Annotated in this window: 20 protein-coding genes and 1 tRNA gene; 10 read left to right on the plus strand and 11 right to left on the minus strand. The window is 53.5% G+C overall.

Going from position 1 to position 23326, the window contains the following annotated elements; translation table 11 throughout:
* The first annotated feature begins 403 nt into the window (after nt 1-403).
* The 3 genes from IM314_RS19305 (at nt 404) to IM314_RS19315 (ending at nt 4961) form a co-directional block, all read left to right on the plus strand.
* A complete protein-coding gene (locus tag IM314_RS19305) occupies nt 404-2362 on the plus strand; it encodes a S8 family serine peptidase (protein ID WP_193358841.1) in 1959 nt (652 codons plus the stop codon).
* Nucleotides 2363-2740: 378 nt separating this feature from the next.
* Nucleotides 2741-3178, plus strand: coding sequence for a hypothetical protein (locus IM314_RS19310; protein ID WP_041911163.1), 438 nt, complete (start codon nt 2741-2743; stop codon nt 3176-3178).
* 16 nt (nt 3179-3194) lie between these two features.
* Nucleotides 3195-4961: a lytic polysaccharide monooxygenase gene (locus tag IM314_RS19315; protein ID WP_126296588.1), complete on the plus strand. Its 1767-nt coding sequence runs from the start codon at nt 3195-3197 to the stop codon at nt 4959-4961.
* A 117-nt stretch (nt 4962-5078) separates the two neighbouring features.
* Here the strand turns inward: IM314_RS19315 and IM314_RS19320 are convergent, their stop codons facing one another.
* Nucleotides 5079-5828, minus strand: a complete 750-nt coding sequence (locus tag IM314_RS19320; protein ID WP_041911164.1) for an A24 family peptidase — start codon at nt 5826-5828, stop codon at nt 5079-5081.
* Between the two features lie 45 nt (nt 5829-5873).
* Complete coding sequence (locus IM314_RS19325; RefSeq protein WP_120247323.1) at nt 5874-6092, minus strand: ANR family transcriptional regulator; 219 nt, start codon at nt 6090-6092, stop codon at nt 5874-5876.
* A gap of 167 nt (nt 6093-6259) precedes the next feature.
* Between IM314_RS19325 and IM314_RS19330 the strand changes: the two genes are divergently transcribed.
* On the plus strand, nt 6260-7456 hold the full coding sequence (locus IM314_RS19330) for a hypothetical protein (RefSeq protein WP_193358840.1): 1197 nt from the start codon (nt 6260-6262) through the stop codon (nt 7454-7456).
* Here the strand turns inward: IM314_RS19330 and IM314_RS19335 are convergent.
* From IM314_RS19335 to IM314_RS19350, 4 genes are all read right to left on the minus strand, one after another.
* Nucleotides 7419-7946 (minus strand): cytochrome b, encoded by a 528-nt coding sequence (locus tag IM314_RS19335; RefSeq protein WP_193358839.1) that lies wholly within the window; start codon nt 7944-7946, stop codon nt 7419-7421. The two genes, IM314_RS19330 and IM314_RS19335, sit on opposite strands and share 38 nt — an antisense overlap.
* 63 nt (nt 7947-8009) lie before the next feature.
* Nucleotides 8010-9611 (minus strand): glycosyl hydrolase family 18 protein, encoded by a 1602-nt coding sequence (locus tag IM314_RS22080; protein ID WP_305038589.1) that lies wholly within the window; start codon nt 9609-9611, stop codon nt 8010-8012.
* 148 nt (nt 9612-9759) lie between these two features.
* The gene (locus IM314_RS19345; protein WP_126296587.1) at nt 9760-10239 is read right to left on the minus strand and encodes a hypothetical protein; all 480 of its coding nucleotides are present in this window, start codon (nt 10237-10239) and stop codon (nt 9760-9762) included.
* Complete coding sequence (locus IM314_RS19350) at nt 10209-10949, minus strand: helix-turn-helix domain-containing protein (RefSeq protein ID WP_188246085.1); 741 nt, start codon at nt 10947-10949, stop codon at nt 10209-10211. The genes IM314_RS19345 and IM314_RS19350 overlap by 31 nt, the downstream gene beginning before the upstream one ends.
* 536 nt (nt 10950-11485) lie before the next feature.
* Here IM314_RS19350 and IM314_RS19355 point away from each other — a divergent pair.
* The 3 genes from IM314_RS19355 to IM314_RS19365 all read left to right on the plus strand — a co-directional run bounded on the left by IM314_RS19355 (nt 11486) and on the right by IM314_RS19365 (nt 16188).
* Nucleotides 11486-12082, plus strand: a complete 597-nt coding sequence (locus IM314_RS19355) for a response regulator transcription factor (protein WP_041911168.1) — start codon at nt 11486-11488, stop codon at nt 12080-12082.
* 2 nt (nt 12083-12084) lie between these two features.
* On the plus strand, nt 12085-15417 hold the full coding sequence (locus IM314_RS19360; protein ID WP_193358838.1) for an ATP-binding protein: 3333 nt from the start codon (nt 12085-12087) through the stop codon (nt 15415-15417).
* 84 nt (nt 15418-15501) lie between these two features.
* A complete protein-coding gene (locus tag IM314_RS19365) occupies nt 15502-16188 on the plus strand; it encodes a response regulator transcription factor (protein WP_041911170.1) in 687 nt (228 codons plus the stop codon).
* A gap of 78 nt (nt 16189-16266) precedes the next feature.
* Here the strand turns inward: IM314_RS19365 and IM314_RS19370 are convergent, their stop codons facing one another.
* Complete coding sequence (locus tag IM314_RS19370; protein WP_193358837.1) at nt 16267-18213, minus strand: TonB-dependent copper receptor; 1947 nt, start codon at nt 18211-18213, stop codon at nt 16267-16269.
* A 144-nt stretch (nt 18214-18357) separates the two neighbouring features.
* Entirely contained in the window at nt 18358-19272 is a 915-nt protein-coding gene (locus IM314_RS19375) for a LysR family transcriptional regulator (RefSeq protein ID WP_041911171.1), read from the minus strand.
* A gap of 101 nt (nt 19273-19373) precedes the next feature.
* Between IM314_RS19375 and IM314_RS19380 the strand changes: the two genes are divergently transcribed.
* Nucleotides 19374-20306 (plus strand): DMT family transporter, encoded by a 933-nt coding sequence (locus IM314_RS19380; protein WP_041911172.1) that lies wholly within the window; start codon nt 19374-19376, stop codon nt 20304-20306.
* A gap of 37 nt (nt 20307-20343) precedes the next feature.
* On the opposite strand, the gene IM314_RS19385 is transcribed toward IM314_RS19380, so the two are convergent.
* Both IM314_RS19385 and dnaQ read right to left on the minus strand, forming a co-directional pair.
* Nucleotides 20344-20420, minus strand: a tRNA-Asp gene (locus IM314_RS19385).
* A 132-nt stretch (nt 20421-20552) separates the two neighbouring features.
* Nucleotides 20553-21284, minus strand: coding sequence for a DNA polymerase III subunit epsilon (gene dnaQ / locus IM314_RS19390; RefSeq protein WP_227008617.1), 732 nt, complete (start codon nt 21282-21284; stop codon nt 20553-20555).
* Nucleotides 21285-21348: 64 nt separating this feature from the next.
* On the opposite strand from dnaQ, the gene rnhA reads away from it, so the two are divergent.
* Entirely contained in the window at nt 21349-21816 is a 468-nt protein-coding gene (gene rnhA, locus IM314_RS19395) for a ribonuclease HI (protein WP_028015610.1), read from the plus strand.
* Here the strand turns inward: rnhA and IM314_RS19400 are convergent, their stop codons facing one another.
* Nucleotides 21817-22533, minus strand: coding sequence for a class I SAM-dependent methyltransferase (locus tag IM314_RS19400; protein WP_193358835.1), 717 nt, complete (start codon nt 22531-22533; stop codon nt 21817-21819). It abuts the gene before it with no gap.
* A gap of 32 nt (nt 22534-22565) precedes the next feature.
* Between IM314_RS19400 and gloB the strand changes: the two genes are divergently transcribed.
* Entirely contained in the window at nt 22566-23324 is a 759-nt protein-coding gene (gene gloB / locus IM314_RS19405; RefSeq protein ID WP_041911174.1) for a hydroxyacylglutathione hydrolase, read from the plus strand.
* Nucleotides 23325-23326 lie beyond the last annotated feature (2 nt).

Consider the following 23326-nt stretch of genomic DNA (forward strand, 5'->3'; position numbering starts at 1 on the left):
TAAATAATGTAAAAGGATTATCCACACGGATAATTTTTGACGTAAAGAACAGTACGAAACACTGGGCATTGTGACGCATCCCTTATTAATTAAACTCCCTGGTTAGCGATATTAAGATCCAGATAATTCCCAAACTCCATACAGCACTCAGGAGATGTTCATGAGATTTTCCGCCCCTCATTAAATTCAATACTTAGGCATTGATGTTTAACAACTCTTTCAGCCTGCTTCATAAATTTCTCAGCCCAATTTCAGCCGTATATTTTCCGGAGCAGGTAATTCTTAACATGGAACAGACACCTCGCAATTTTATTGCTGACCTTCTTCTTATGCAGGTTTTCCCCTAATGGCAGGATGATCCCAGCAATACTCTGGATGTCATTTAATAAGGAAGATCGTTGACATGAATAAAACTGGACTGGCCCTGCTTATTTGTGCACTTTTGAGTGCCCCCGCTTTTGCGCAAAATTCCGTCGCGCACGAGCAAGCCTGGGAAGGCACTTCGTATCTCTCCGTTATCGTGAAATTAAAACCCGGTACAACGCTTAATAAGTCTTCACCCTTTTCATTACGCGACAGTACCCTCGCCGTGAGTCCGTTATTTACGGCAAATCATTTGCGCAGCAGTGAATTAAGCGAGATGGATGCGCTTAATGAACGCTACGGCTTTAACCGTTATTTACGTATAGCCCTGCCAGCCGATAAGCAACATGACGCGGCATATATCAATGACGTAATTAATGAACTGGCGGCGCGACAAGATATTGAGCTGGCTTACCCGGAATCTATGCCGGTATCGCTGGAAAAGGGGGTCACTGTTCCCGACCTGCCGCCCTATTCCGGGCTGAGCTATGCCCTGAACAGTACCAGCCAGGCCACCGTCCCGGATTTTCGTGGATTGCAGGATTACACCAAATCGCCAGATGAAAAACGGCCCGGCTACTATATGGGTGGCGTTAATCGCGACAGCGTAAATCAGTATTCAGGGCACGATGGTAGCGGCATTTCGCTGGTCTCAATGGAAAACAACGCATGGAATACCAGCCATGTGAATTTGCCGCCGATCGATTTCCATGAAGGTGATAAGCGCTATACGCCAGGCGAAGATCACGACACCAGCTCCGTCGGGATTATGGCGGCGAAAGATATCAATGCGGGCATCAAAGGTCTGACGTGGAACGCCCGTATGGGATACGTCAAATGGCAGGCCAATAATCTCTACAATATGATCCCCAGACTCCAGGCAGGAGATGTGGTGCAAATTGGTATGCAGACCGGCGGAGGAGATGTGACAGGTTGCACCTCCTCTTGCTATGTCCCCCAGGAAAACGCTCCAGCCTATTATGACGTGATAAAAGCGCTGACGGATAAGGGCGTGCACGTGATTCAGGCGGCAGGCAATGGCAATATCAACCTCGATCACGCAGGATTTAATGGAAAATTTGACGTTAAAAAGCGGGATTCCGGCGCAATCATTGCTGGCGCGTTTTGTGCAAACAATGGCAAAAAAGCCTCTTTCAGCACCTATGGCTCACGTGTGACCAGCGCCAGCTGGGGCTGCTGGGATGTGGTTACTACGGGTTACGGCGGTTTGCATAGCATAAAAAATGCGGAATACACCTCAAGTTTCTCCGGCACGTCCTCCGCGAACCCGATTATCGCAGGCGTGGTCGCCAGCCTGTCGGCCATTGCAAAAGCGCACAATATCACCGTCACGCCTCAACAGATGCGCTCCATTCTCCAGGAAACCGGAACACCTTTAGCTGCGGGGGATTCAGCGAAAGTAGGTACTCACCCCAATATGGCAAAAGCGGTAGCCAGGATTCTGGAACTCAAAGAGGAAGAACAGGAGGAAGTAAAGGCAGTGCCGGGAGAAAGCTTTACCGTTACCGGCACGACCGATTCTTCCCGTGCGTATCAGTTAGACGGGAGCGCAAGCAAGAATGCCGTCTCCTGGAAATGGACTATCGACAAAAACAGTACTGGCACATTCTGGCTACAGGAGAAACATGCCGGAGGCTGGGTACGTGAAGTTTCAGGGCCTACCGCCCGGGCACTCATTCCCGCCAATACAGACGGAGAAGCAACCTACTGGTTAACCGTCACGGGCAAAGACGGAAGCGTGAGCGCTGAGAAGATCACCGTAACGGTGAAAAAACCACAGTTACCTGATATTCCTGATGACAGCTCAGAAGCGTATAACCCGCGGATCGCCTACCCGGTGAAATGTACCCGCGTATCGCATAACGGCAAAATCTGGCTGAATCAGTGGTATGTCAACGCAGGACAAGAAGAGCCAGGAAGCGGCGGTGAGTGGGGGGCATGGCGAACGTCGGATGCAGCTAATAATAGCTGCCCTTAAAAAGCCTTTTGGTTAACATAATAGTAAAGCCTGGATATAAGCCAGGCTTTATTTTATTAATTCAACACTCAGGACAACCGTAAAAACGTCATTTCGTAAACTCCGTACTCGCTCAGATTTTATTAATATGCGTCAAGGACTGAAATTGGCAGTACTATTTCATACTCTGTCGCGCTCCGCCCTCTTTACAGCACGAACGGTCGCTCTTCTCTGCCGAAACTCCCCGACTCTTAATTGCTCAGAGAAGTCTCTTATTCAAGCCGGTTGTCTCCTCCCGTTACTATTTGTCCCTGTTATCACACGGTAATAACGCCTTTTTACCTGCGCCGCAGGTGAGATTAACTTTTCGTTATTGTTCAGTAATAAATAAGGGAACTTATGAAATTAACAGGATCTGCTTTTGTCCTTGCCGCTTTACTGGCAGGGGCGGGCGTCAGCGTTTCAGCTAACGCCGCCACGACCTCGCCATCGGCAAACTGCGAACAGGGTCACCAGAACTGCATGAAAGAACTAGGCACGCTGGAACGCGCCGTCAACGGTGAGAAAGTGAAGGTCGTTGAAGGGCAAACGATTCGTGCACGCTTCTTTAACGACGGAACCGAACTGCCAAATCTGGAAACGCGCGTCACCATTCTTGCTGGCGAAGAGGCCCACTGGTCCTACGCCCTCGCCCAGGCTATCAATCAGCAGCACCCCGAACTGCGTGCCGGTTTCAGGCACAGCAACGGCGAGATTACACCTGATGAGTCAGAGCCAAATAAGGTGTATGCCAAACAGAACAACCCTCTCAGTCACGTAGAAGTGTCCTTCAATTAATTCAGGGAAGATTATTTTGAAACTACTCAAGATGAATAATATTACGTCGGCGTTAGCCGTGGCATTGATTGGTATGTATTCCACGGGCGCACTGGCGCATGGCTATGTTTTTGAACCAAAATCCCGTTCGGTGATTCATTTCCCGCCGATGAACGATAAAGGTGAGCATAGTAACGTCTGGCCTGCTGACGCCGTGGAAGCGCCGAAGCTCCCGGCTGGCAACGATATGAGCCCAACCCCGATCGCCAACGAACAGCTGTTCCAGTTCCCGCCGGATGGAAAACTGGCAAGCGGTGGTTCAACGGCAACTCCCGCCTTCAGCAAGCTTGATGACGAAAAGCAGAATACCTACAACAACCCGATGTCTGCGGGTCCGCACCAGTTTAAATGGCATTTACCGGCTAAGCACCGCACCACCTATTTTACCTACTACATCACTAAGCCGGACTGGCAGTCTGTTCCGGGTGCGGATTCGCGCCTGACCAGGGCGATGTTTGAAGATAAGCCATTCTGCCATAAGGTTTATACCTATGCGCCAGGCAACCCGTCGGCCGATATTTCGCTCCCGACAGGCTTCGAAACCCACACCTGCGACGTACCGGAGCGTGAAGGTAAGCAGAAAATTTATGCCGTCTGGCGCGTGCGCGATACCGATAACGCATTTTATCAGATGATTGACGTCGATTTTGGCGGTGAAGTCATTACCAAACCGGTGGCCAACGTCACGCCATCCAGTCATAACCTGTCAACCAGCACGCTGTCGCTGGACGGTAGCGCCTCAACGGGGAAAGAGCTGAAGTACAGCTGGGCCGTCACCAGCAATGCCGATAAGGTCATTCTGGAAAACAGTACCAGTGCTAAAGCCAGCATTCGCCTGAAGGCTAAACCTGAGAGCGATTTTACCGTCAACGTGAAGCTGACCGTCACCAATGATAAAAACGTGAGTGATTCAAAAACCGTCACCCTGAATGCCAAAGCTGAAGCGGATAGCACGGCACCGGAGGCGAAGGCAGGCAGTGACTTCACCGTTTACAGCAACAGTGAATCACGTGGTTATGACCTTAACGGTTCCGCAAGCGTCAATGCTGAAAAATACCAATGGACTATCGTTTCAGGGCAGGACATTGGTGCGTTGCAGGTTGCTAACGGTGGCGAATGGGTTTCAACCGTCCACGCGGCAAAAGCCCGTGCGCTGATTAAACCCGGCAAAATCGGTAAAGTGACCTATCGCCTGACGGTGACGGCCAAAAATGGCAAAACCAGCACCGACGATATCACCGTGACCGTGAAGGAAGCGCAGCAGGCTTCAGATGTGCAGATCAATACGGGCAACAACCAGGACACCATTGTTGGCAGTGACGTTATTGCTGCCGCCGTCGTGTCCAAAAATAATGACTCGTTAAAAGGGGCAAAAATTGAATGGTCCGCACTGAATCACGCCGATAAGATTCAGATCTCGTCACCAAATAACTTCAGCACCAACCTCATGGGTAAACATCCGTATACCGACAATGTGGACGTGACGCTGCAGGTGAAAGTGACGGCGCCTGACACCGGTAAAGTCTCCACGGCAACGAAGGTGATCAAGCTGCGCCCGGCGCAAACCGATGTAAAAGCCTGGGATCACAGCAAGACTTACAAGACACCTTGTGAAAAAGTGAGCTATGAGGGCAACATCTGGCTGAACAGCTGGGAAACCCGAGGCGTTAAGCCTGGTTCCGATGGCGAGTGGGGCGTCTGGAAGAAAGAAGGTGCTGCCAACATGCCTAAAGAGTGCAAATAATACTGTAAGTTAACTCTGGCCGGGTCTTCACTGACCCGCGCCTCACATTATCATTCCCTGCCTACACTTTCGTTATCATTTTTGCGCCGGAAATCGCCCCTTCGTTCCGGCGCTTTTTTATCGGTATAAGATCACCCACCCTATCGCGGCAATAATCGGATACGGTCCGAAGGGAAACGGTTGACCGGGCTTGATCCGCAACAGAATCAGCGCCGTGATCAGCGCCAGCAGGGTCGAGGCAACAAAAACATCCAGCAGCGCCAGCGGGCCAAGCCACGCCCCGATCGCCGCCAGCAGTTTCATATCCCCCATCCCCATCCCTTCATGGCCGCGCAATAAACGGAACAGCAAAGAGAGCGTCCAGGGCACGCCAAATCCCAGCAGAGCGGCGATTAATGCCTGCGTTGGCTCCACCCGGCTATAGCCGCTGACTGCAAACGCTAGCGACATCACTAGCAGCGGGAGCGTCAGACGGTCGGGCAGGAGCATGGTGCGCAGGTCAATAAACAGCAGCGGCAGCAAAAACGTCACCGCCAGCAGGTCGAACAGGCTCTGCGGCGTGATGCCCTGCTGCCAGATAATCACTCCGTACAGCAGCGCCATAAGCCCTTCAACCAGCGGATAGCGCCACGATATCGCCTGACCACAGCTGGCGCAGCGCCCGCGCAGCAGCAGCCAGCCCATCAGAGGAACATTGTGGCGAAATTTAATGGGGTGTTTACAGCGTGGGCAGTGGGAAGCAGGCCACGATAAAGAGAGTGCTTCACCGTGGAGAATCAAGGGGAGCCGATAAATGATGACATTGCAAAAACTGCCGATAATGGCGCCCAGAAAAACGCTAAAAACGAGTATTACACTCTCAACCATGGTTCCACACTCTGAGGGACATGCATTCTCCGATAATAGCAGAGACTACTCGTTATATTTAGGCAGCCTGTTTGCACGTAAAGTACAAAAGTCTCCGCGCAAGTTCGCCCATTCAATATTCAGATGCGCTTTTGCATATTGTGCCGCTTCTTTCCACAATAATGCCGCGATATGCCACTCCTTTCCCTGTTCATGTTCTGCCGCTCGTGAAGAAAGTGAAAACCACAGGGTAGCAGGATCGCGTTTGTCGCTTTGCCAGTCCATCGTTAAGCCCTTTAGAAAAAATCCCAGCGTATCAATAGCGACGATAAAATAATTGAGCTTAAAATGATAAATACCTGAATAACGCTGAATGCCTCAGTGGGAGAACAACGCTGATTACCAATATTATCCGCTGGCTGGCCTTTTCGGGTCTCTATATCCTGCTGGCATTGCTGAGCTTTCATACGCGGGATAGCTGGAGCCTCTCCACCACGCTCTGGCTCCCGGCGCCGCTGCTTTTCGCCGCGTTATGGCTGACGGCCCCGCGAGAGTGGCCGCTGTGGCTGGCTACCGCGGGCTTGCTGCATGTGTTTGCTGGCGTCTGGATAGGCCGCCCGCTCACGCTGGCGTGCCTGTTCGCCCTCTTCGACGTCGCGATATTTCCACTGTGCGTCGCCGTCTTTCGTCTGAATGCGCAACTGCCTGCGCTGCGTTTTGCGCGCAGGCCGATTATTGGTGAACTGATCTACCCCCTGCAGTTAATCTTCAGCATTTTTTGCGGCAGCCTGCTGCTTAATCTGGCGCTGTTACTCTCAGGGTATCCGATTGCGCCTCTGCATTTTTTTTCCTGGGTGCTGGCGGCATTAACCGGCATTCTCGCCATTCTGCCGCTGCTGCGTGAGAGCAAAATGCTGTCGCACCCGCGGTTTAACGGGCGGGAAGCTCTGCTTCTTGCCGCGAATACCCTGGTGCTGATGACGGGGTACTTTTTCCTGCCACCGCTCTGGCAGGGGCTAAACCTGCTGCTGGTGCAAACGACGGTGGTTTTACTGAGCGTGTTTGCGCTCTCCGGACGCGGCGTTGGCGCTCTGCTGCTTATTCAATACCTGATTGTGGTGCTGGCGACCCAGCAGCGGGAAGGGATTTTTTACACGCTAACGCCCGATCTCATCCCCGCAATCTGGCAGGCGCAGTGGTACCTGGTATTTTCGGCGATTTTTGCCAACTGTTTATATCAGTACCGCCGCTGGATCCAACAGCAACAGGCGCTCGCGGCCAGCACCAGTGCCATCATTATTCGCCTGTCGCAGACGGGTTCTTGCGTCGTGTTTCGCCTCTCGATGCCAGAGGAGGAGATCCACTGGCAAGGCAGTACGGAAGCGCTGTTCCCTGATGAGGAAAAGACGCTGAGCACCCTGATGCTACTGGACGCACACTGCGATACGCCGTTCCTGCCCGGTTTTCGCGCCTGGTACTCACAGCAACGTGAAAGCAGCTTTGCCCGGGAAGTTGTTCTGCAAACGCTGCACGGAAGGCAGATGCGCGGGATGGTGATGTTTCACAGGATTGGCAACACCGCGCATCTGATGGGAGGAGTGAGCCTCTTTCTCACAGCATCCGCTGCAGAATCTCCCGCTGCCCGCTAAAGGCGTATTTCAACACCGCCGCGACATGCCCAAGCAGAATCACACCCAGCAGAATGCAGCTATAGCGATGCACCTGGAAGAAAAACGCATTCACTTCGGCGATGGCAATCGGGCGGGAAACCGGCACCAGACCAAACAGGTTGTAGTCTTTTTGCAGCATCAGAAAACCGCTAACCAGCACCACCATAATGGTCAGATAAAACAGCTCATGAATAAATACCACCAGCTGTTTTTTACGTCCGGCTACCGTTGCCGGATAGGGCACCGAAGGGCGGAAGAAACGCCAGACGAAGCGCACCATCATGACAGGCGTGGCGATGGTACCCAGCGACATATTCAGCACGGAGAAGAAGGTAAACCAGCGGGTTCCTTCCAGCGCGTGCAGAATATAGCCCATGCACATCGCGTAGATAATGACGGCTGCGACCACCCAGTGCAGAAGGCGAGAAAACCGATCGTAACGTTTGGCAATAACCAGAGAAGTTTGCATAGTCGTTGTCCTGTAAAACAAACAGCACGGCTCCCTGCGAAGCCATGCTGTTTAAGAAATAGGTTATTCAGCTACCCACAAGTTGCGGGCCCGATCCGGCGACCAATGGCTGGCACCTGTATGGCCAATCTGACAGCGATAAACGTTGCCCTCATAGAGCACTTTATCCCCTACGGCATAGAGTTTACCCGGCGTGAATGGGGTAACGTCGCCGCCCTGGCCGCCCTCTTCGCCTCCGCCATCGTCATTATCGGGCACGGTAACATTGACCGGCTGGCTCGGCGTAGCGAAGTTGTTGGCTGCATCATAGGCGATGACCGTATAGCGATAGCTCATGCCAGGCTGGGTTTGGGTGTCAGTAAAGTTGAGTTCATGGGTATCACCGATCTTTTCCAGACCGCGCCAGATGGCATACCCCGCCACGCCAGCATTATCCTTAGCTGGCAGCCAGCTGAGCGAAACATCCTGCCCCTTCAGCGTGGCCTGCACGCCCTGCACCTGTGTTGGCGCCTGAGTATCTGTTTCGTCGCCCCCATCCGGTAGACTGCCGTCAAGGATGCTCTGGTAGCGGTTCAGAAATTCATAGCCGTAATGTTGACCATTTTTAGTGTTGCCATTGTCCCAGTTCACTGACCAGGTCATGAGCCCTTTTACCGCTTCATTTTTCTCTTCCAGTCGCGAAAGTGCGTTAAAGACACTCTGCGCGTCTCGCACATAGCCGGTTCCTGCCGCATCCGGGTTGGCCGGAAGACCAATCACCAGCTTGTTCGCCGGGATCTTCACATAACCGCGCGTCCCGTTTGCCAGGCTGTCGGTGAGATAGTAAAGGAAAAGCTCTTTTTGACGGTCGCTATAGCCCTTCCCCCATTCCTGCGGCAGCCACCATTCACCGACTTCGTCCTTCTCCTCCTGCGTCATCATATTCACGCCGTCGCCCGCCTGGTTGTAATACTGTGGAGCGATAAAGTCATACACGCCCTCAAGATTTTGCAGGTAGGCTTTGTAGTTCACCCCGCGATCGGCCTGGAGATAGGGGAACTCTGGCGCCATGCTGATGATGAAGTGTTTGCCCTGCTGCTGATAATGGTCGCGCACCATTTTCAGCGCCGCCGGGATCACCGTACTGTTGTCAGCCGCGGTAATGGCCGTCTGCTCCAGGTCGATATCAAGACCATCAAAACCATAGCGATCGGTCAGGCGAATAATCTCCGCCGCAAGCGCTTCAGTCTGGTCTTTGTTCAGTGCAATGTGCGCGTCAGCGCCGCCCAGTGAAATCAACACCGCGCGCCCCTGCTCGTTCAGCTCTGCAACCTGAGCGCGGAACTCCTCATCGCTCGCGTTGTAGGGTTTGAAGGTGGGGATATTCCCGCTCTGGCCATCCATAACTTTCATGAAGGAGACGTTGACGACGTTGTAGCCTCTCGGCACTTCACGCAGCGACATATCAGAAGGTAAGCCTCCCTGATAGCCGCGCGCTTTGTCTATCTCTTCCGGGTTAATTCCCCAGTTGTGCCAATAACCTACGAGAATTTTTTTCTGACTGATATCCGGCATCTGTGAGGCGGCGTCGGTTGCGGCCGCATGGCTAAACGTGCTGACCAGCATTCCGCTTAACGCCAGCCCCGCGGCGATAGCGCTCAGAGATATTTTATTTTTCTTTAACATGGGAGATATCCTGCTCCAGGTTTAATAATGAAATCCTGTCCCGCAAGATAGGATATTCATCTTCCTGAAAACAGGAGAACAGCTCACTGCAGCAGCAGATTTAAAACTCGTCAGCCTGGATATGTCTTATAATAAAATTATCGTGAGATTATTTATACTCACACATTGCTACCCAGTTATCATTAATTTTCATCAGCCAGCTATCTTTATTAATCGGCTTGAATAACAGGTTAATATACTGACCATCTTCACTTATCAGAAAGGTCTTCTCCGGCAGCTGATCGCCAACGGCAATTTTTAATTCTGCCACCCGGCCATTGATGACGTTTCCCTTCTGTGTCACCGATTTTAACTGCAGGGTTCGGTTGAATACCCGGTTACCGGCCTCATCGGTTTTTACACCAAATAGCGTTAGCCTGTGGAGTTTAGGCCACCAAGTGATCACACCATTAAACTGGTAATGCTGCAGGCTTTCATCAATAAATTTGCCATTACGTATGACGCTGCTGCAGGGCTCGGCGGGCACTTTTCTACTTTCCAGGTAGTTGCTGGTCAGGTAAGCCAGCGCGCCACCCAGCGAAACGCTGATGCAAACCATCAATATGACGAATAGTATTCGTAACCGCATTTTCCCTCCTGAGATAGTTCGCCTTCACATTGCGCAACGAACACTTTTGGACCGTTCGACGCGATGTACACGTTATTGATGCCCGCCGGCAGGGCATGCCGCTTTCTCGCCAGAGCCTGCCGATCGACACTGCGCAGCGAAGAGAGATGAAACATGACGCCATCTACGTAGAGATTTTCCTGAAACGCCTGCGGCGTGTCCGCCGTGCAGACCACCACCAGCGTTGGAAGGGTAATCAACAAGCTGCACAGCGCCGCCAGCAGAGTCCCGTATTGACGTGAGGGAGTTTTCATTGACTCCGCCGTGATAGCAGGCAACGACGGGCAATCGACGGGAGTGGGACAAGACGCGTTATCAGGCTCTTCTGGCGGCGGGCAAGCGACCTCACTGTCCTGCGTTTCGCAGGGTGCCAGTACTACACCATAACGGGGAATGGTTTTAATGATCGAGCCCGGCAGTCCGGCATTTTGCAGCTTGCGGCGGAGCATTTTTATAAGCTGGTGATAGCTGGATTCGCTAACAATCATGCCCTGGTTAAGCCAGATCTCTTCAAATATGGTCTCTTTTTTACATTTGCCGCTGAGGATCAACTCCAGCAAACGACGCTCGTTGGGCGTCAGATGTATATCACCATGATCCACGGTTGCCAGAGATGATTTTTCCGGTACGAACGTTACTGACGCTGAAAGAGAGATTTCTTCGTTATTCACGGGTAGGTCCTGGATAATAAAATTACAGCGTTTACATTGTTATGACGAAAAAGCGCAGGTATTAACAGTTACATGTCTGTTATCTAATTCAGGCACAAATTAACAACATATCCTTATAAATGATAGTACCTTCGCTCTTTGCGCTATTTCCCGTCCTGATTTTTCCACAACCAATTCATGAGTTCAGAAAGTTTATTCTGAGTAACGCCTGAGTAATACCTGATATTCAACCTGAACAATAAGGAATTCCTTTCCGTACCTGAGAAATATCGTCCTCCATGCCGCTATTTCGCGATAAATAACAAACCATTCAGCTGCTCCGGAAAAAATCTCTATCATAGAATGTGAAAACGTCGTTACTTTACCTTTCGGTTTTCCATCAGGATCGGCTGATGCCCCCCAGCAACTATACAGCCCACCACTTTTTAGCTACTCTTTTTCACCTCACTCTGCTCTACACTGTAAGAGTGATGCTAAAGCGCCATTCGCTAAGATGTGCGGTGAACACCTGTCTTTTCCTTGCCGGATCGGATGTCATGCTAAAAACAGTTCTGATTGCCGACGACCACCCTGTCTATTTATTAGGCTTGCGCACATTGCTGCAGACGCGCCCGGACCTTTATCGGGTCGTTCACGAAGCGCTCAGTGCTGATGAACTCATGAATAAACTGGCGAGCGAGCCTGTCGATATCATCATCACCGACCTGAGTATGCCCGGCACGCGCAGCCCGGACGGATTAACCATGATCCGCTCGCTGATTCGCCATTATCCGCAGAGCATGATTGTGGTGGTCACCATGATCACCAATCCTGAGCTTCTGGACTCGCTGCGGCGCAGCGGGGTGCATGCCGTTCTCAACAAAGCCAGTTTGTCCAACAATCTGCTGCAGACGCTGCGCAGCACCCTGCGGGGGCAAATCGAACCGGTGAAGCCTCAGGCACAGTTGACCGAACGGGAAACAGAAGTGCTGCGCCTGCTGGTGCGCGGTTTCACCGTGAACCAGATCAGCGCCCAGCTTAACCGGACGAAGCAGACCATCAGTACGCAAAAAAAGAGTGCCATGAGCAAACTCAACGCCAGGAATGATTTCGAGCTGCTTCAGTGCGCGCAAAGTCTGGGGCTGGTTAGCTGAGCATGCGCAGAGGCTGGCTGGCGACATTATTTATCCTCATGCTGATAAGCGGGCACGCGGCGGCTGGCGCGCTGCGCGTGGGCCTGCTGAGCGCCGCGCCGCCTTTTCTCGCTATCGATCGGCCGCCGGGAATTCTGGATGATGAACTCAGCATATTGTTTAGCAATACGACGCTGCCGGACGTCCAGCGTTTTAGCGACCCGGCAACGGCGCTGGATGCGTTGAAGCGAAAGCGCATCGATGTGTTAATTGCCGCAAGGCGTCCTGCAGCCGATCTGGTCGCCAGCGAGCCAATGTTCGCTTTCCCGCTGGCGTCCCTGAGCATAAAAGAGGGACGCGGCGGTACACTGTGTTTTCCGGAATTACAGTCAGAGGTCGCGGCCCGCTGCTCTGCGACGGGTTCAGCCTCACCGGGAGAAAACGTCAGGCAGCTGGCAGCAGGGAAAGCGCGGGAATTCATCGCCCCGGAGTTTGTTTTACGTAACTGGCTGACCCACTCCCCCGCCACCACGCTGACCCTGACGCCGCTGGACGATACTCCCCCGCTACATTTTCGTGCCTGGGCTCTGCCTGAGCAGGCAAACACGCTGGAAATCTTCAACGAGCGTATTCACACCCTTAACCCGGAAGACGCTGAATGGCTGGAACAAAAGTGGCTTTTGCCGGACGGCAGCGTCTTTGACGCCCGCCATTCCCCCGTGAAGGAAAATGCGCCCAAAATCACGCTGCACGTTTTGCTTCCCGCTATTTCGCCGCCAATGGTCACACTCACGCCTGACGGGCATATTCAGGGGGTATGGCGCGATCTGCTGCTCAATCTGTTTCCGTCCAACCTGTATAGCCTGACCTTCAACCTTGATGCGCCCCCGCTTCAGTATGCGGAGAACACGTTGCGCATAGTCGCCAGCGCGACGCCACCGTCAAAGAGTGCCATCACGTTTGACTCACTGAGCTGGGCCCTGCTCAGTGAGGACAGCAACCCGCTTTCCGGCTCCTTGTCCGCATTACAGCATAAGCGGATTGCCGTCATACGCATCTCTCCGCTCGTCACGTTACTGCGTCAGGCATTACCTGCGGATAACCTGGTGCTGGTTAACTCGCTCGATCAGGGTTTTGAATTGCTCAAAGCCGGAGGCGCGGACGGGCTTGCGGGCGATGCGTTTATACTCCATCACCTGCTGCGCCAGCATAACGCCAGCAATCTGTCGCTGACGCCGCTGGCGCTGCCGGAAGTGCCTCTATGGTTTGTACCAAATATTTCTGACCCGGCGGATGCCAAAAGGGTGAATGCGGTCATAGCGTCCGTAACGCAGGCTGATATCTACGCGAGCCTTAACCTGTCGCAGGCCGTACAGACGACACCCACCGCCCCGGTGCAATCGCTATGGCTGGTCATGCTCGCCGTGGTGGCGATTTGCGCAGCATTCGTCGCCCTGCTGACCTTTAGCGCCGCGCAGAGCCAGCGACGCCAGCGCGAGCGGGACACGGCAGAGCTGCACAACGCGCTCTCACTCTGGCAAACTCTGATGAACAATGTCCCGGTGCCGCTGTTTGTCTGCGATCCGACCGGGCGGCTGACGCGCTATAACGACTCCTTTATTCACTCATCGTTACTCACGGCACAGCCCGAAGAGGGCGCCCCCTTTTCCAGCCTGCCTTTGGGCGAGCTTGCCCAACAGTTTACGTTGCCGCATCGCCTCTCGCTGCTCCATGCCGCGTCGCCGTTAACGGGTGAAACCACACAGAACAATTCCACCCTTTACTGGTGGCTTTGCCGCTATACCGATACGCGGGGGCGGCCTCAGGGCGTGGTCGGAGGCTGGATCGATATCACTGAAAAAGCCGCGCTGACCGCTGCGCTCAATCAGGCGCTGGCGCAGGCGGAGCAGGCCAGCACTGAAAAATCGAACTTCCTCGCCCGCATGAGCCATGACATTCGTACCCCGCTCAACGCCATGCTGGGCCTGCTTGAGATGGAGCGCGACAAAAGCGAGTCCCTCAACATCGCCTGGCAGGCAGCCGGGTCATTGCGCGACGTGATTGGCGGCGTACTGGATTTGTCGCGGATTGAAGCAGGCGAGTTAAGGCTGGAGCCACAGGCCTGGCCCCTGTGGCAGACGCTTAACGCCAGCGCGGAGATTTTTGCCAGCAGCGCCAACGCTAAAGGTCTCCACTGGCGCAGCGAGTTGAACGTGCCGCACGATGGCTGGTTCCTGTTCGATAAAGCACGGCTGAATCAGGTCATCGCCAATCTGTTGGGCAACGCCATTAAATATACGCCGCAGGGAGAAATTGTTTTTCACGCCGAGCTCAACAGTGAACATTTGCAGCTGTTGATTCGCGACACTGGCATCGGTATCCCGTCCGATGCCCTTCCACACCTCGGCCAGCCGTGGTTTCAGACTGACAGCAGCACGCCGCAAAGCAGCGGGCTGGGGCTGGCGATCTGTTACCAGTTAGTCGAGCTGATGGGAGGCGTGCTGACGATAGCCAGCGAAGCGGGGAGCGGTACGCAGGTGACGGTGAGCATACCGCTTCATGTCGCCAGCCCGGCGGCAACGGCCGATGAGACACCTGTAATAACCCCGCTGCCACCGCATCGCATTATGATCGTTGACGATTTTCCGGCAAACCTGACGGTGTTAGCGCTCCAGCTGCAGGAGCTGGGTCAGGAGGTTATTCCTTGCGCCAGCGCTGGCGAAGCGCTTGCGCGCCTGGAAAACGAGCCGGTGGATATCCTGATAACCGACTGCCAGATGGCCCTCATGGACGGCTATCAACTTACATCGTTAATACTCCTGCGCGATATTGCCGGCAGCATCACCGCGCCGTCCGCTGTTCTCGGTTACACCGCCAGCGCGCTGCAGAGTGAGGACGATCGGGCAAAACATGCCGGAATGGACGCGTTATTGCGAAAACCGCTCTCCCTCAATGCCCTGCATCAGGCGCTGGCGCAGCAATACAGCCTGCGCAATCAGGGGCCTGACCTCAGCGAACTCCGGCGTCTGGCCAACGGTCAACCGGAGATCATGACCCTGATGCGCCAGCAAATGCGCGAAGCCATTACCCTTGATATTCGACAGCTACGGGAAAACACCCCGTCACCGCAAACGCTAAGCCAGCTCGCGCATCGTCTGAAGGCCTCCTGGAGCCTCTTTGCCATGCGCAACGCCACCCGCACCTGTCAGGTGATTGAAGTGTTGCCGGAGATGCTGGCGGCAGGGGTCATAACGGCTGAAGCCCTGCCTGCGCTGACATCGCGTTTCTGCGCACGCATGGAAGCGAATCTGCAGCAACTCGATACCGCACTGAAGGAATTATCTGACAAGTACTAAAGAATGCTCTGCATAGGATCTGTATCTTTCTGGTCATCCGGCGGCGTTATCCCTACCGTCGCCCACATTTTCGAAGGAGAAACCATGAAAGTCCGTATCGCTATTGCCGATGAGCACACCATTATCCGTCGTGGCGTCTTATCCATGATCACCAATATGCCCTCTCTTTTCAGCGACGGCTCACCCCGCCCGGAGTTTTGCATTCAGGGCGATACCGCAACGCCATCTGAGCTGCTTTCACTGCTATCCCAACAGCCTGTCGACATTCTGTTCCTTGGCTTTTCTCTTGCCACCAGCCAAACCGTTAACCCGCTCAACGGAATGGACGGCGTATTGCTGATTAAATGGCTCAGCCGTAAATATCCGCAGCTTAAAATCATTGTGCTTTCGCCCTACAAAAACACGCAGCTTATCCGCATGTCGCTGGAGGCAGGCGCCAAAGCCTATATTAGTCGGGACACCTGTGAGAAAACCCTGAGCAGAACGCTGACGTCAGTGATCAATGGGGAAGTTTATATTGAGCGCGAGCTGATGCATTCCCTGTTCCAGACCGGCGCACAAACGGAGCAAGAGCTCTCGCCCCGTGAAATTGATGTGTTGCGTATGCTCTGCAAAGGGATGAGTCTGACAGAGATCGCCAGACAGCTGCATTTGAGTAATAAAACCGTCAGCGCCCATAAACTGCGCGCGATGGAAAAACTGGGGGTAAACAGCGACTGTCAGCTCTATTGCCTGCTGGCGAAAACGCAAATGTTCGATATTGCTATATGACATAAAAAAACCGCCTGTAAACAGGCGGTAGAGGCAAACGTACGCCTCAACGGTCGCTCTCAGCAATGACGCTCAGGATCAGAAATGGTATGTCATAGCCAGCCACCAGACGCGCCCCGGTTCAGGGATTTGCTGATTTGCGGCGTATCCGAACTGGCTGGCGCCCGCCAGGTTGAGGTGCTCGCTGTAGTATCTATTGAACAGATTCTCAATACCCACGCGGGACTCAAAATGGTCGTTAAATGTGTAGCCCGCGCTCCACGAAAGCACACCAAACCCCGCGCTCGGGCCGAGATCCTGGCCGGTGACGTTACCTTTGTTTTGCGCCACGCGATGCTGCGGCGCAACCACACGCCAGAGTAATCCGGTGCGCCACTGTTGCCCGGTATAGTCCAGCGCCAGCCGCCCTTCGAGCGGCGGCATCTGCGGCAGCGGCTGTTTATCGCTACGATTCTCGCCCCAGGCGTAGTTCAGGCTTCCCGTCAGTGCCCAGTTGGGCGTCAGGCTCCAGCTTGCGCCCGTCTCCGCGCCCATTACGGCGGCATTGATGTTGCTGGCCTGCGACGGCGTGCGGCTATAATCAAACAAAATGTAATCGGTAGTTCGCCCGACATAGGCCGATGCCCAGGCGCTAACCTTGTCGCCGTGTAATTGCACGCCGCTATCCCATTGCAGGGTCTTTTCTGTTTTCAGCTGACGAAAGCTTTGTTCTCCAGCCTTGCCGGAAAATAGCTCCCAGTAATCAGGAAAACGTTCGGTATAACCGATGCCGCTATAAAGCATGACGGGTGCGTCAGGTACGCGATACTCATAGCGCGTGAATGCGCCGGGCAGGAGGTCGTGCCGGGAGCTATTTTGCGCGCTGCGCCGATCGTCCGCACGAATGCTATCCAGCCTCGCACCCACGATGACCGTATCGTCCGCCGTGACGGACTGGCGCCATTCGCTAAACAGACCCGCCTGGGTAAAACGGGCATCGTCACGCCACGATCCTGCGCTTTTTTTACGGTGACTTTTACGCATTACGTCCGCGCCGGCGGTAAGCGTGGTGGTTTCATCTTCCCACACGCCGGCAAGGCGGCTGCCCATCACCACGCCGCCAACTTCAGACTTACGCTTCGGTCCAACGGGCTGACGCAGGCTGTAGTTATCCATGATGTGGTCAGTATCATTGGCATAGAGCTGCCAGCTAAGTTTGCTGACGTGCTCGCTCAGGTGATATTTCTCCAGTTTTAGCGCCGCGCTTTTACGGGCAAAACGGCTACCATCCATCATCCGACCCGCATAGCGGGCTTTACCGTCGCTGGCTCCCACGCTTAGCTCCGCCAGCGTATCCTCATCAGGCGTGAGCCCAACCGTGACGCCGCTGTTCCATCTGCGCCACAGGCCCGGCACGCGGTTGCCATGACCATCCCGGTAGTCATCCGCCTCCGAATGATTACCGTCCAGGCGGACGTAGCCGCGCGGGTCGCCAAACGCGAGATTAAGGTTTTGATCCGCGCGTCCGTTAGCGCCCCGCAGCAGCTCAGCGCTGCCTTTTAGCTCAGGTACGCTGAAATAGTCCGGCTGGCGTTCAAAAAGCAATGTTCCGGCGGACCCCATTGGCCCCCAGAGCACGCTTTGTGGGCCTTTGATGACGGTTATCGTGTCGTAACTTTGCGGAGTGATATAGGCCGTTGGGGTATCCATGCGCGAGCCGCAGCCCCCCTGAGTGCTGACGCCGTCTGCAAGCAACGTCAGCCGGGAGCCGAACATTCCGCGCAACACCGGATCGCCGTTACTCCCGCCGCTGCGCAGCACGGAAAAACCCGGGATGTTTTTTAGCGCGCCCGCACCGTCGCTGGCAGGCAATTGTTGTGCTGGAGTATGAGCCGGAGCGATAAATGACGCGGGATCGCGATAATACCCCTCTACGGTCATCGACTCTTCAGCGTATGCCGGCCAAGCGGTGGCACAGCAGAGAACCAACAAGAGTGGACGGGAGGCGAGCAGGGAACGAATACCGCTCGCGGTGATACCAGACATAGCACAATTCCGTTTCGGTAAAGAAAATAAGCAAGGCGCTTATTGTCTTCATCCCCAGCAGCGGAATACACGACCTGCGGGCAAGAAGGCCCTCAGGGAAATCAGGAAATATCTGGCGGATAACGGAAATCTCAGGGACGCAGTTCAGCGCGCTTCGCCCAAACGTGCCGTTTGCTGTCGTAAAAAATCCATCAACCGCAAACAGGCCGGAGAAAGCGGCTGCCCGACGTTTTTGACGATGCCCACATCCATATAGGTAATGCAGTCGTCAATGGTGCGCCGGATCACGCGCTGACCGCCGAGCGCCCACGGGCGATAGACCAGATCGGATAAAATCGTCACCCCCTTTCCCTGCGCGACCAGACTTCGAATCGCCTCAAAGGAGTTGGTACGAAAATGAATGTCAGGATGACAGCCCCTGCTTTGCCAGTAGTCGGATATCACATCGGGATAGTCGTCCGTCACCAGCAACAGGAATGGCGCCTTTTCCACATCCTTTAACCGAAGCTCCGGCACGCTGAGAAGAGGATGGCCGATGGCGGTCCATAACCGGCGCGGCGAACGGATCCACGTTTCGACCTCAAGCGTACTATCGTGGCTGATATTGGAGGTCAGCAAAAGACAAAAATCGAGATCTCCCTGACGCAAGGCCTGAAGCAGCTGCGATGCGGGCGCCTCATGAAATGCCGTCTCCAGCAGCGGAAAACGCTGCGCAATATCGCCCCAGAGATTGGGCAGCAGATAAGCGGAAAGGGTTTCGGCAATGCCGATGCGCACGACGCCGTTAATCGCCTCAGGCTGCTGATGGAGATCCTCCACCGCCGCGCGGCTATCGTGGAGGATCTTGCGGGCATGATTGAGAAATCGCTCGCCCACGGGAGTTAACTGGATCCCTTTTGCATGGCGGATAAAGAGAGGGGCATTCACCGCCTCCTCCAGGTTGCGCATAGAGACCGTCATGGAAGATTGCGATATATGACAACGGCTGGCCGCTTTGGAAATTTGTAATGTTTCCGCTAACGCAATGTAGAACTCAAGTTGCCTGAGAGTAAACTTCATAGTTTCAGCCAATACCGTGAGATGAAAATATTATATTAGCATTTAATTCTGCACCGGCAGTACTCTAAAGGCAGACAAAATGTTTATTATCAGGAGCCTTTATGCCCTATTTTTTACTTAGTCTCGCGGCCTGTTTTTGGGGGGGTAATTATGTCGTCGGTCATTTACTGGTGGCGCATGCAGACCCGATTATATTATCCGCCGCACGCTGGATAATTACGGCTCTTCTTTTATCGATGCTCTATATCAGACAGATTCGCGCCCAGTGGCCGATGATGAAAAAGGCGAAAGGTACGATCATATTTCTTGCTCTGTGTGGACAGGTTATGTTCCCACTCACGCTGTATATCGGCCTGCAATATACTTCATCTCTTAATGCAGCTATTTATTTATCTACAACGCCTGCCCTGGTTTTATTGATAAACAAGCTGGTCTTTAAAGAGAAAATATCAGTACAGAATATTGCTGGCGTTGTTCTCAGTTCATTGGGCGTCGTCTGGCTGGTCATGCAGGGAGATCTGCTGCATCTGGATACGCTTAAAAATCTGAATCGCGGCGATATCTGGACCATGGGCTCTGCCGCCAGCTGGGCCGTTTATTGTGCTTTCTTGCGGATGAAGCCGAAAAGCGTCGGAGGGAATGCCTTTGTGGCCGTAAGCGCGGTCCTCGGTGCCCTGGTGTTGTTACCGGTACTGGCGATATCGTTGATAAAGACCGGCTTACCTGACTGGACGGCCTATACCGCACCGGGCTTTTTAAGCGGGCTGATGTACCTGGTGGTCTTTCCTTCCTGGCTTTCTTACCTGCTGTGGAATAAAGGCATTGCGGCTATCGGTGCAACCCGCGGGGAGATTTATTCCCACCTTATTCCGCTGAGCGGCGGTCTGTTCAGCGTGATGTTCCTGCACGTTACGTTGCATTCGTATCATCTGGTCAGCACGGTACTGATTCTGTTTGGCATTGCCCTCTGCTCTCGCGCCTCGCAAAGGAAAGTCGCGAAGATCGAACGCGCAGACGAAAAAGTACAGATATGAAAAAGGCCCACGTTATAAATAACGTGGGCCTGAATAGTGGCGGAACGGACGGGACTCGAACCCGCGACCCCCTGCGTGACAGGCAGGTATTCTAACCGACTGAACTACCGCTCCACTGTTCCCGCTTGGGGAACGAGGCGCATATTACGGTGTGCCTCCGATCTCGTCAACGCTTTTTCTTACGTTTTGAATCGTTTGCTGCAAAATTCACCCAACCGATGATTTTACAGGCATTGTGGCGTTTTTTCAGGCGCGCCACATACAGCTTCCGCCCTTCTTCTGCACCAGGTCGAGACGGGATTCATGGTTAAGTAGCTCTTCATCACTGGCTAAAATAACCCGCAAGCGGCTTGCCTGACGGACAACGCGCTGAATGCCCGCTTCGCCCTGCGTCTGCTGCGACTCATTTTCCATGCTGAACTTCATCGACGTCTGTCCGCCGGTCATTGCCAGATAGACGTCGGCCAGGATCTGGGCATCGAGCAATGCCCCGTGCAGCGTTCGCTTGGAGTTGTCTATTTCGTAACGTGAACAGAGCGCATCGAGGCTGTTACGCTTGCCGGGAAACATCTTCCTCGCCAGCGCCAGGCTATCGGTCACTTTGCAAAAGGTGTTTGTTTTCGGAATATCGCGATGGAGCTTATTAAACTCATAGTCCATAAAGCCGATATCGAACGAGGCGTTATGGATGATGAGTTCGGCACCTTTGATGTATTCCAGAAACTCGTCTGCCACCTCACCAAAGGTCGGTTTATCCAGCAAGAACTCATCGGCAATACCGTGAACGCCGAACGCCTCTGGATCCACCAGCCGATCGGGTTTGAGATACACGTGGAAGTTGTTCCCCGTGAGACGACGGTTCACCACTTCAACGGCACCGATCTCAATGATCTTATGCCCTTCGTAGTGCGCGCCGATCTGGTTCATACCGGTGGTTTCGGTATCGAGGACAATCTGGCGAGTAATTGCAGTGCTCATAGCGGTCATTTATGTCAGACTTATCGTTTAACTGAACGTTTCAAATACAGGAAGTCTACCAGAGATGCGTAAACAGGTAGAAATTTTCACCGATGGATCTTGTCTCGGCAACCCAGGGCCCGGCGGCTACGGCGCGATTATGCGCTATCGCCAGCATGAAAAAACTTTTAGCGAAGGCTATTTCCTGACCACCAACAACCGTATGGAGTTGATGGCGGCCATTGTGGCGCTGGAAGCCTTAAAAGAACACTGCGACGTGGTGCTCAGTACCGACAGCCAGTACGTGCGCCAGGGTATCACCCAGTGGATCCACAACTGGAAAAAACGCGGCTGGAAAACTGCGGATAAAAAGCCGGTTAAAAATGTCGATCTCTGGAAGCGGCTGGATGCGGCATTAGGTCAGCACCAAATAAAATGGGAATGGGTAAAAGGGCATGCTGGTCACCCTGAGAACGAACGCTGCGACGAATTGGCGCGCGCGGCGGCTTTAAACCCGGCCCATGAGGATGCAGGCTACCAGCCTGAATCCTGATCAGGGCTTTCTGTACTGCCGCGTTGCGCCAACGGTCTGCCGGATAGGCGTTTTCGATTTGCTCTGCTTCATCGGGTTAAGCGTAAGGGGGATGGTTCGCTTACGCGCGACGATAAACTGCATGCAGCCTAAGGCGGGCAAATGCGTGCTTAACAACACTCCCCCCTTCCGCGCCGACGGCAGTACCTGAAAACCGCCGTAGCCGAGCACTTCAAAGTTCAGCAGTGAAAGCCAGTCGAGCTGGCGCATCATGGTGAACATTCGGCTGTTATAGGGTGGCGTTCGGCGCAGCACGGGCACCAGCTTGCGCAGCCCCATCAGGCTCAGCGGATTGAATCCGCTGAGGATCAGCCAGCCGTCATCAATCAGAACGCGATCGGCTTCACGCAGCATACTGTGAGGATCGCTGCACCAGGGCAACGCGTGTGCAAGAAGGCATGCATCAACGGATTTCTCTGCAAATGGCAGATGCAACGGGTCTGCCTTCACCTGAACCGGCGATCCGCCGAGAGAGACGTTAACCTGATGTGAGATAGCGCAGCTTTCGGTATTGATTTCCGCGCTGAGATTGCCAATCTTAAGCAGGTGAAAGCCATACATTTTCGCGAGCCAGGGCTTCAGCTGCTGCTCCAGTGCCTCGCGATAGTATTCACCCCAGGGCAATTCCGCCCAACGTTCCGGTGCTGCGACAGACTGAGGTATCCTTGCCGGTTTCATCAAAACACCCGCCACGCTATAAGAGGTAATGTATGAATCTTATCAGTATTCCCGCTTTTGAGGACAATTACATCTGGGTTTTGGTCGATGACGAGCGTCGATGCGTCATTGTCGATCCCGGCGAATCCGCCCCTGTACTGCGCGCCATAAATGATAACGGCTGGCAGCCTGACGCCATTCTGTTGACGCATCATCATAACGATCATACTGGCGGCGTGCAGGAACTGCGCGCCCAATTTCCGCATCTTGTGGTGTACGGACCGGCTGAGACACAAAATAAGGGAACGACGCAAGTAGTCGAAGAAGGCGAAAATATCCTCATCCACGAGTGGGAGTTTTCCGTATTTGCTACACCGGGTCACACTTTGGGACATCTGTGTTTCTACAGCAAACCTTATCTTTTTTGTGGCGACACCTTGTTCTCTGGCGGCTGCGGAAGACTGTTTGAAGGCACTCCTGAACAGATGTATCAGTCTTTACAAAAGATTAGTGCGTTACCGGATGACACCCTTATTTGTTGCGCCCATGAGTATACATTAGGAAATATGAAGTTTGCTGCAAGCCTCTTACCTGAGGATCGGGCGATTCAGGATTATTATCACAAAGTGAAGGAGTTACGTGCAAAAAACCAAAATACACTGCCCGTAATTCTGAAAAATGAGCGCCAGATTAATTTATTTTTACGAACAGATGATATTGATTTAATTAATAAAATTAACCAAGAAACAAATTTGCAACAACCTGAACAGCGATTTGCATGGTTAAGGTCAAAGAAAGATAACTTCAGATAAAT

It is taken from the genome of Enterobacter cloacae complex sp. P42RS (genome assembly GCF_014930595.1).
Classification (GTDB): Bacteria; Pseudomonadota; Gammaproteobacteria; order Enterobacterales; family Enterobacteriaceae; genus Enterobacter; species Enterobacter bugandensis.

Bases quoted from the DNA above. Each gene is read 5' to 3' on its own strand.
- IM314_RS19335 (WP_193358839.1), bottom strand. From the start codon at position 7,946: ATGCAAACTTCTCTGGTTATTGCCAAACGTTACGATCGGTTTTCTCGC.
- IM314_RS19305 (WP_193358841.1), top strand. From the start codon at position 404: ATGAATAAAACTGGACTGGCCCTGCTTATTTGTGCACTTTTGAGTGCC.
- IM314_RS19375 (WP_041911171.1), bottom strand. From the start codon at position 19,272: ATGAAGTTTACTCTCAGGCAACTTGAGTTCTACATTGCGTTAGCGGAA.
- IM314_RS19345 (WP_126296587.1), bottom strand. From the start codon at position 10,239: ATGCGGTTACGAATACTATTCGTCATATTGATGGTTTGCATCAGCGTT.
- IM314_RS19400 (WP_193358835.1), bottom strand. From the start codon at position 22,533: ATGAAACCGGCAAGGATACCTCAGTCTGTCGCAGCACCGGAACGTTGG.
- IM314_RS19325 (WP_120247323.1), bottom strand. From the start codon at position 6,092: ATGGACTGGCAAAGCGACAAACGCGATCCTGCTACCCTGTGGTTTTCA.
- IM314_RS19355 (WP_041911168.1), top strand. From the start codon at position 11,486: ATGCTAAAAACAGTTCTGATTGCCGACGACCACCCTGTCTATTTATTA.
- IM314_RS19320 (WP_041911164.1), bottom strand. From the start codon at position 5,828: ATGGTTGAGAGTGTAATACTCGTTTTTAGCGTTTTTCTGGGCGCCATT.
- IM314_RS19370 (WP_193358837.1), bottom strand. From the start codon at position 18,213: ATGTCTGGTATCACCGCGAGCGGTATTCGTTCCCTGCTCGCCTCCCGT.
- rnhA (WP_028015610.1), top strand. From the start codon at position 21,349: ATGCGTAAACAGGTAGAAATTTTCACCGATGGATCTTGTCTCGGCAAC.
- IM314_RS22080 (WP_305038589.1), bottom strand. From the start codon at position 9,611: ATGTTAAAGAAAAATAAAATATCTCTGAGCGCTATCGCCGCGGGGCTG.
- IM314_RS19360 (WP_193358838.1), top strand. From the start codon at position 12,085: ATGCGCAGAGGCTGGCTGGCGACATTATTTATCCTCATGCTGATAAGC.
- IM314_RS19365 (WP_041911170.1), top strand. From the start codon at position 15,502: ATGAAAGTCCGTATCGCTATTGCCGATGAGCACACCATTATCCGTCGT.
- IM314_RS19380 (WP_041911172.1), top strand. From the start codon at position 19,374: ATGCCCTATTTTTTACTTAGTCTCGCGGCCTGTTTTTGGGGGGGTAAT.
- IM314_RS19310 (WP_041911163.1), top strand. From the start codon at position 2,741: ATGAAATTAACAGGATCTGCTTTTGTCCTTGCCGCTTTACTGGCAGGG.
- gloB (WP_041911174.1), top strand. From the start codon at position 22,566: ATGAATCTTATCAGTATTCCCGCTTTTGAGGACAATTACATCTGGGTT.
- dnaQ (WP_227008617.1), bottom strand. From the start codon at position 21,284: ATGAGCACTGCAATTACTCGCCAGATTGTCCTCGATACCGAAACCACC.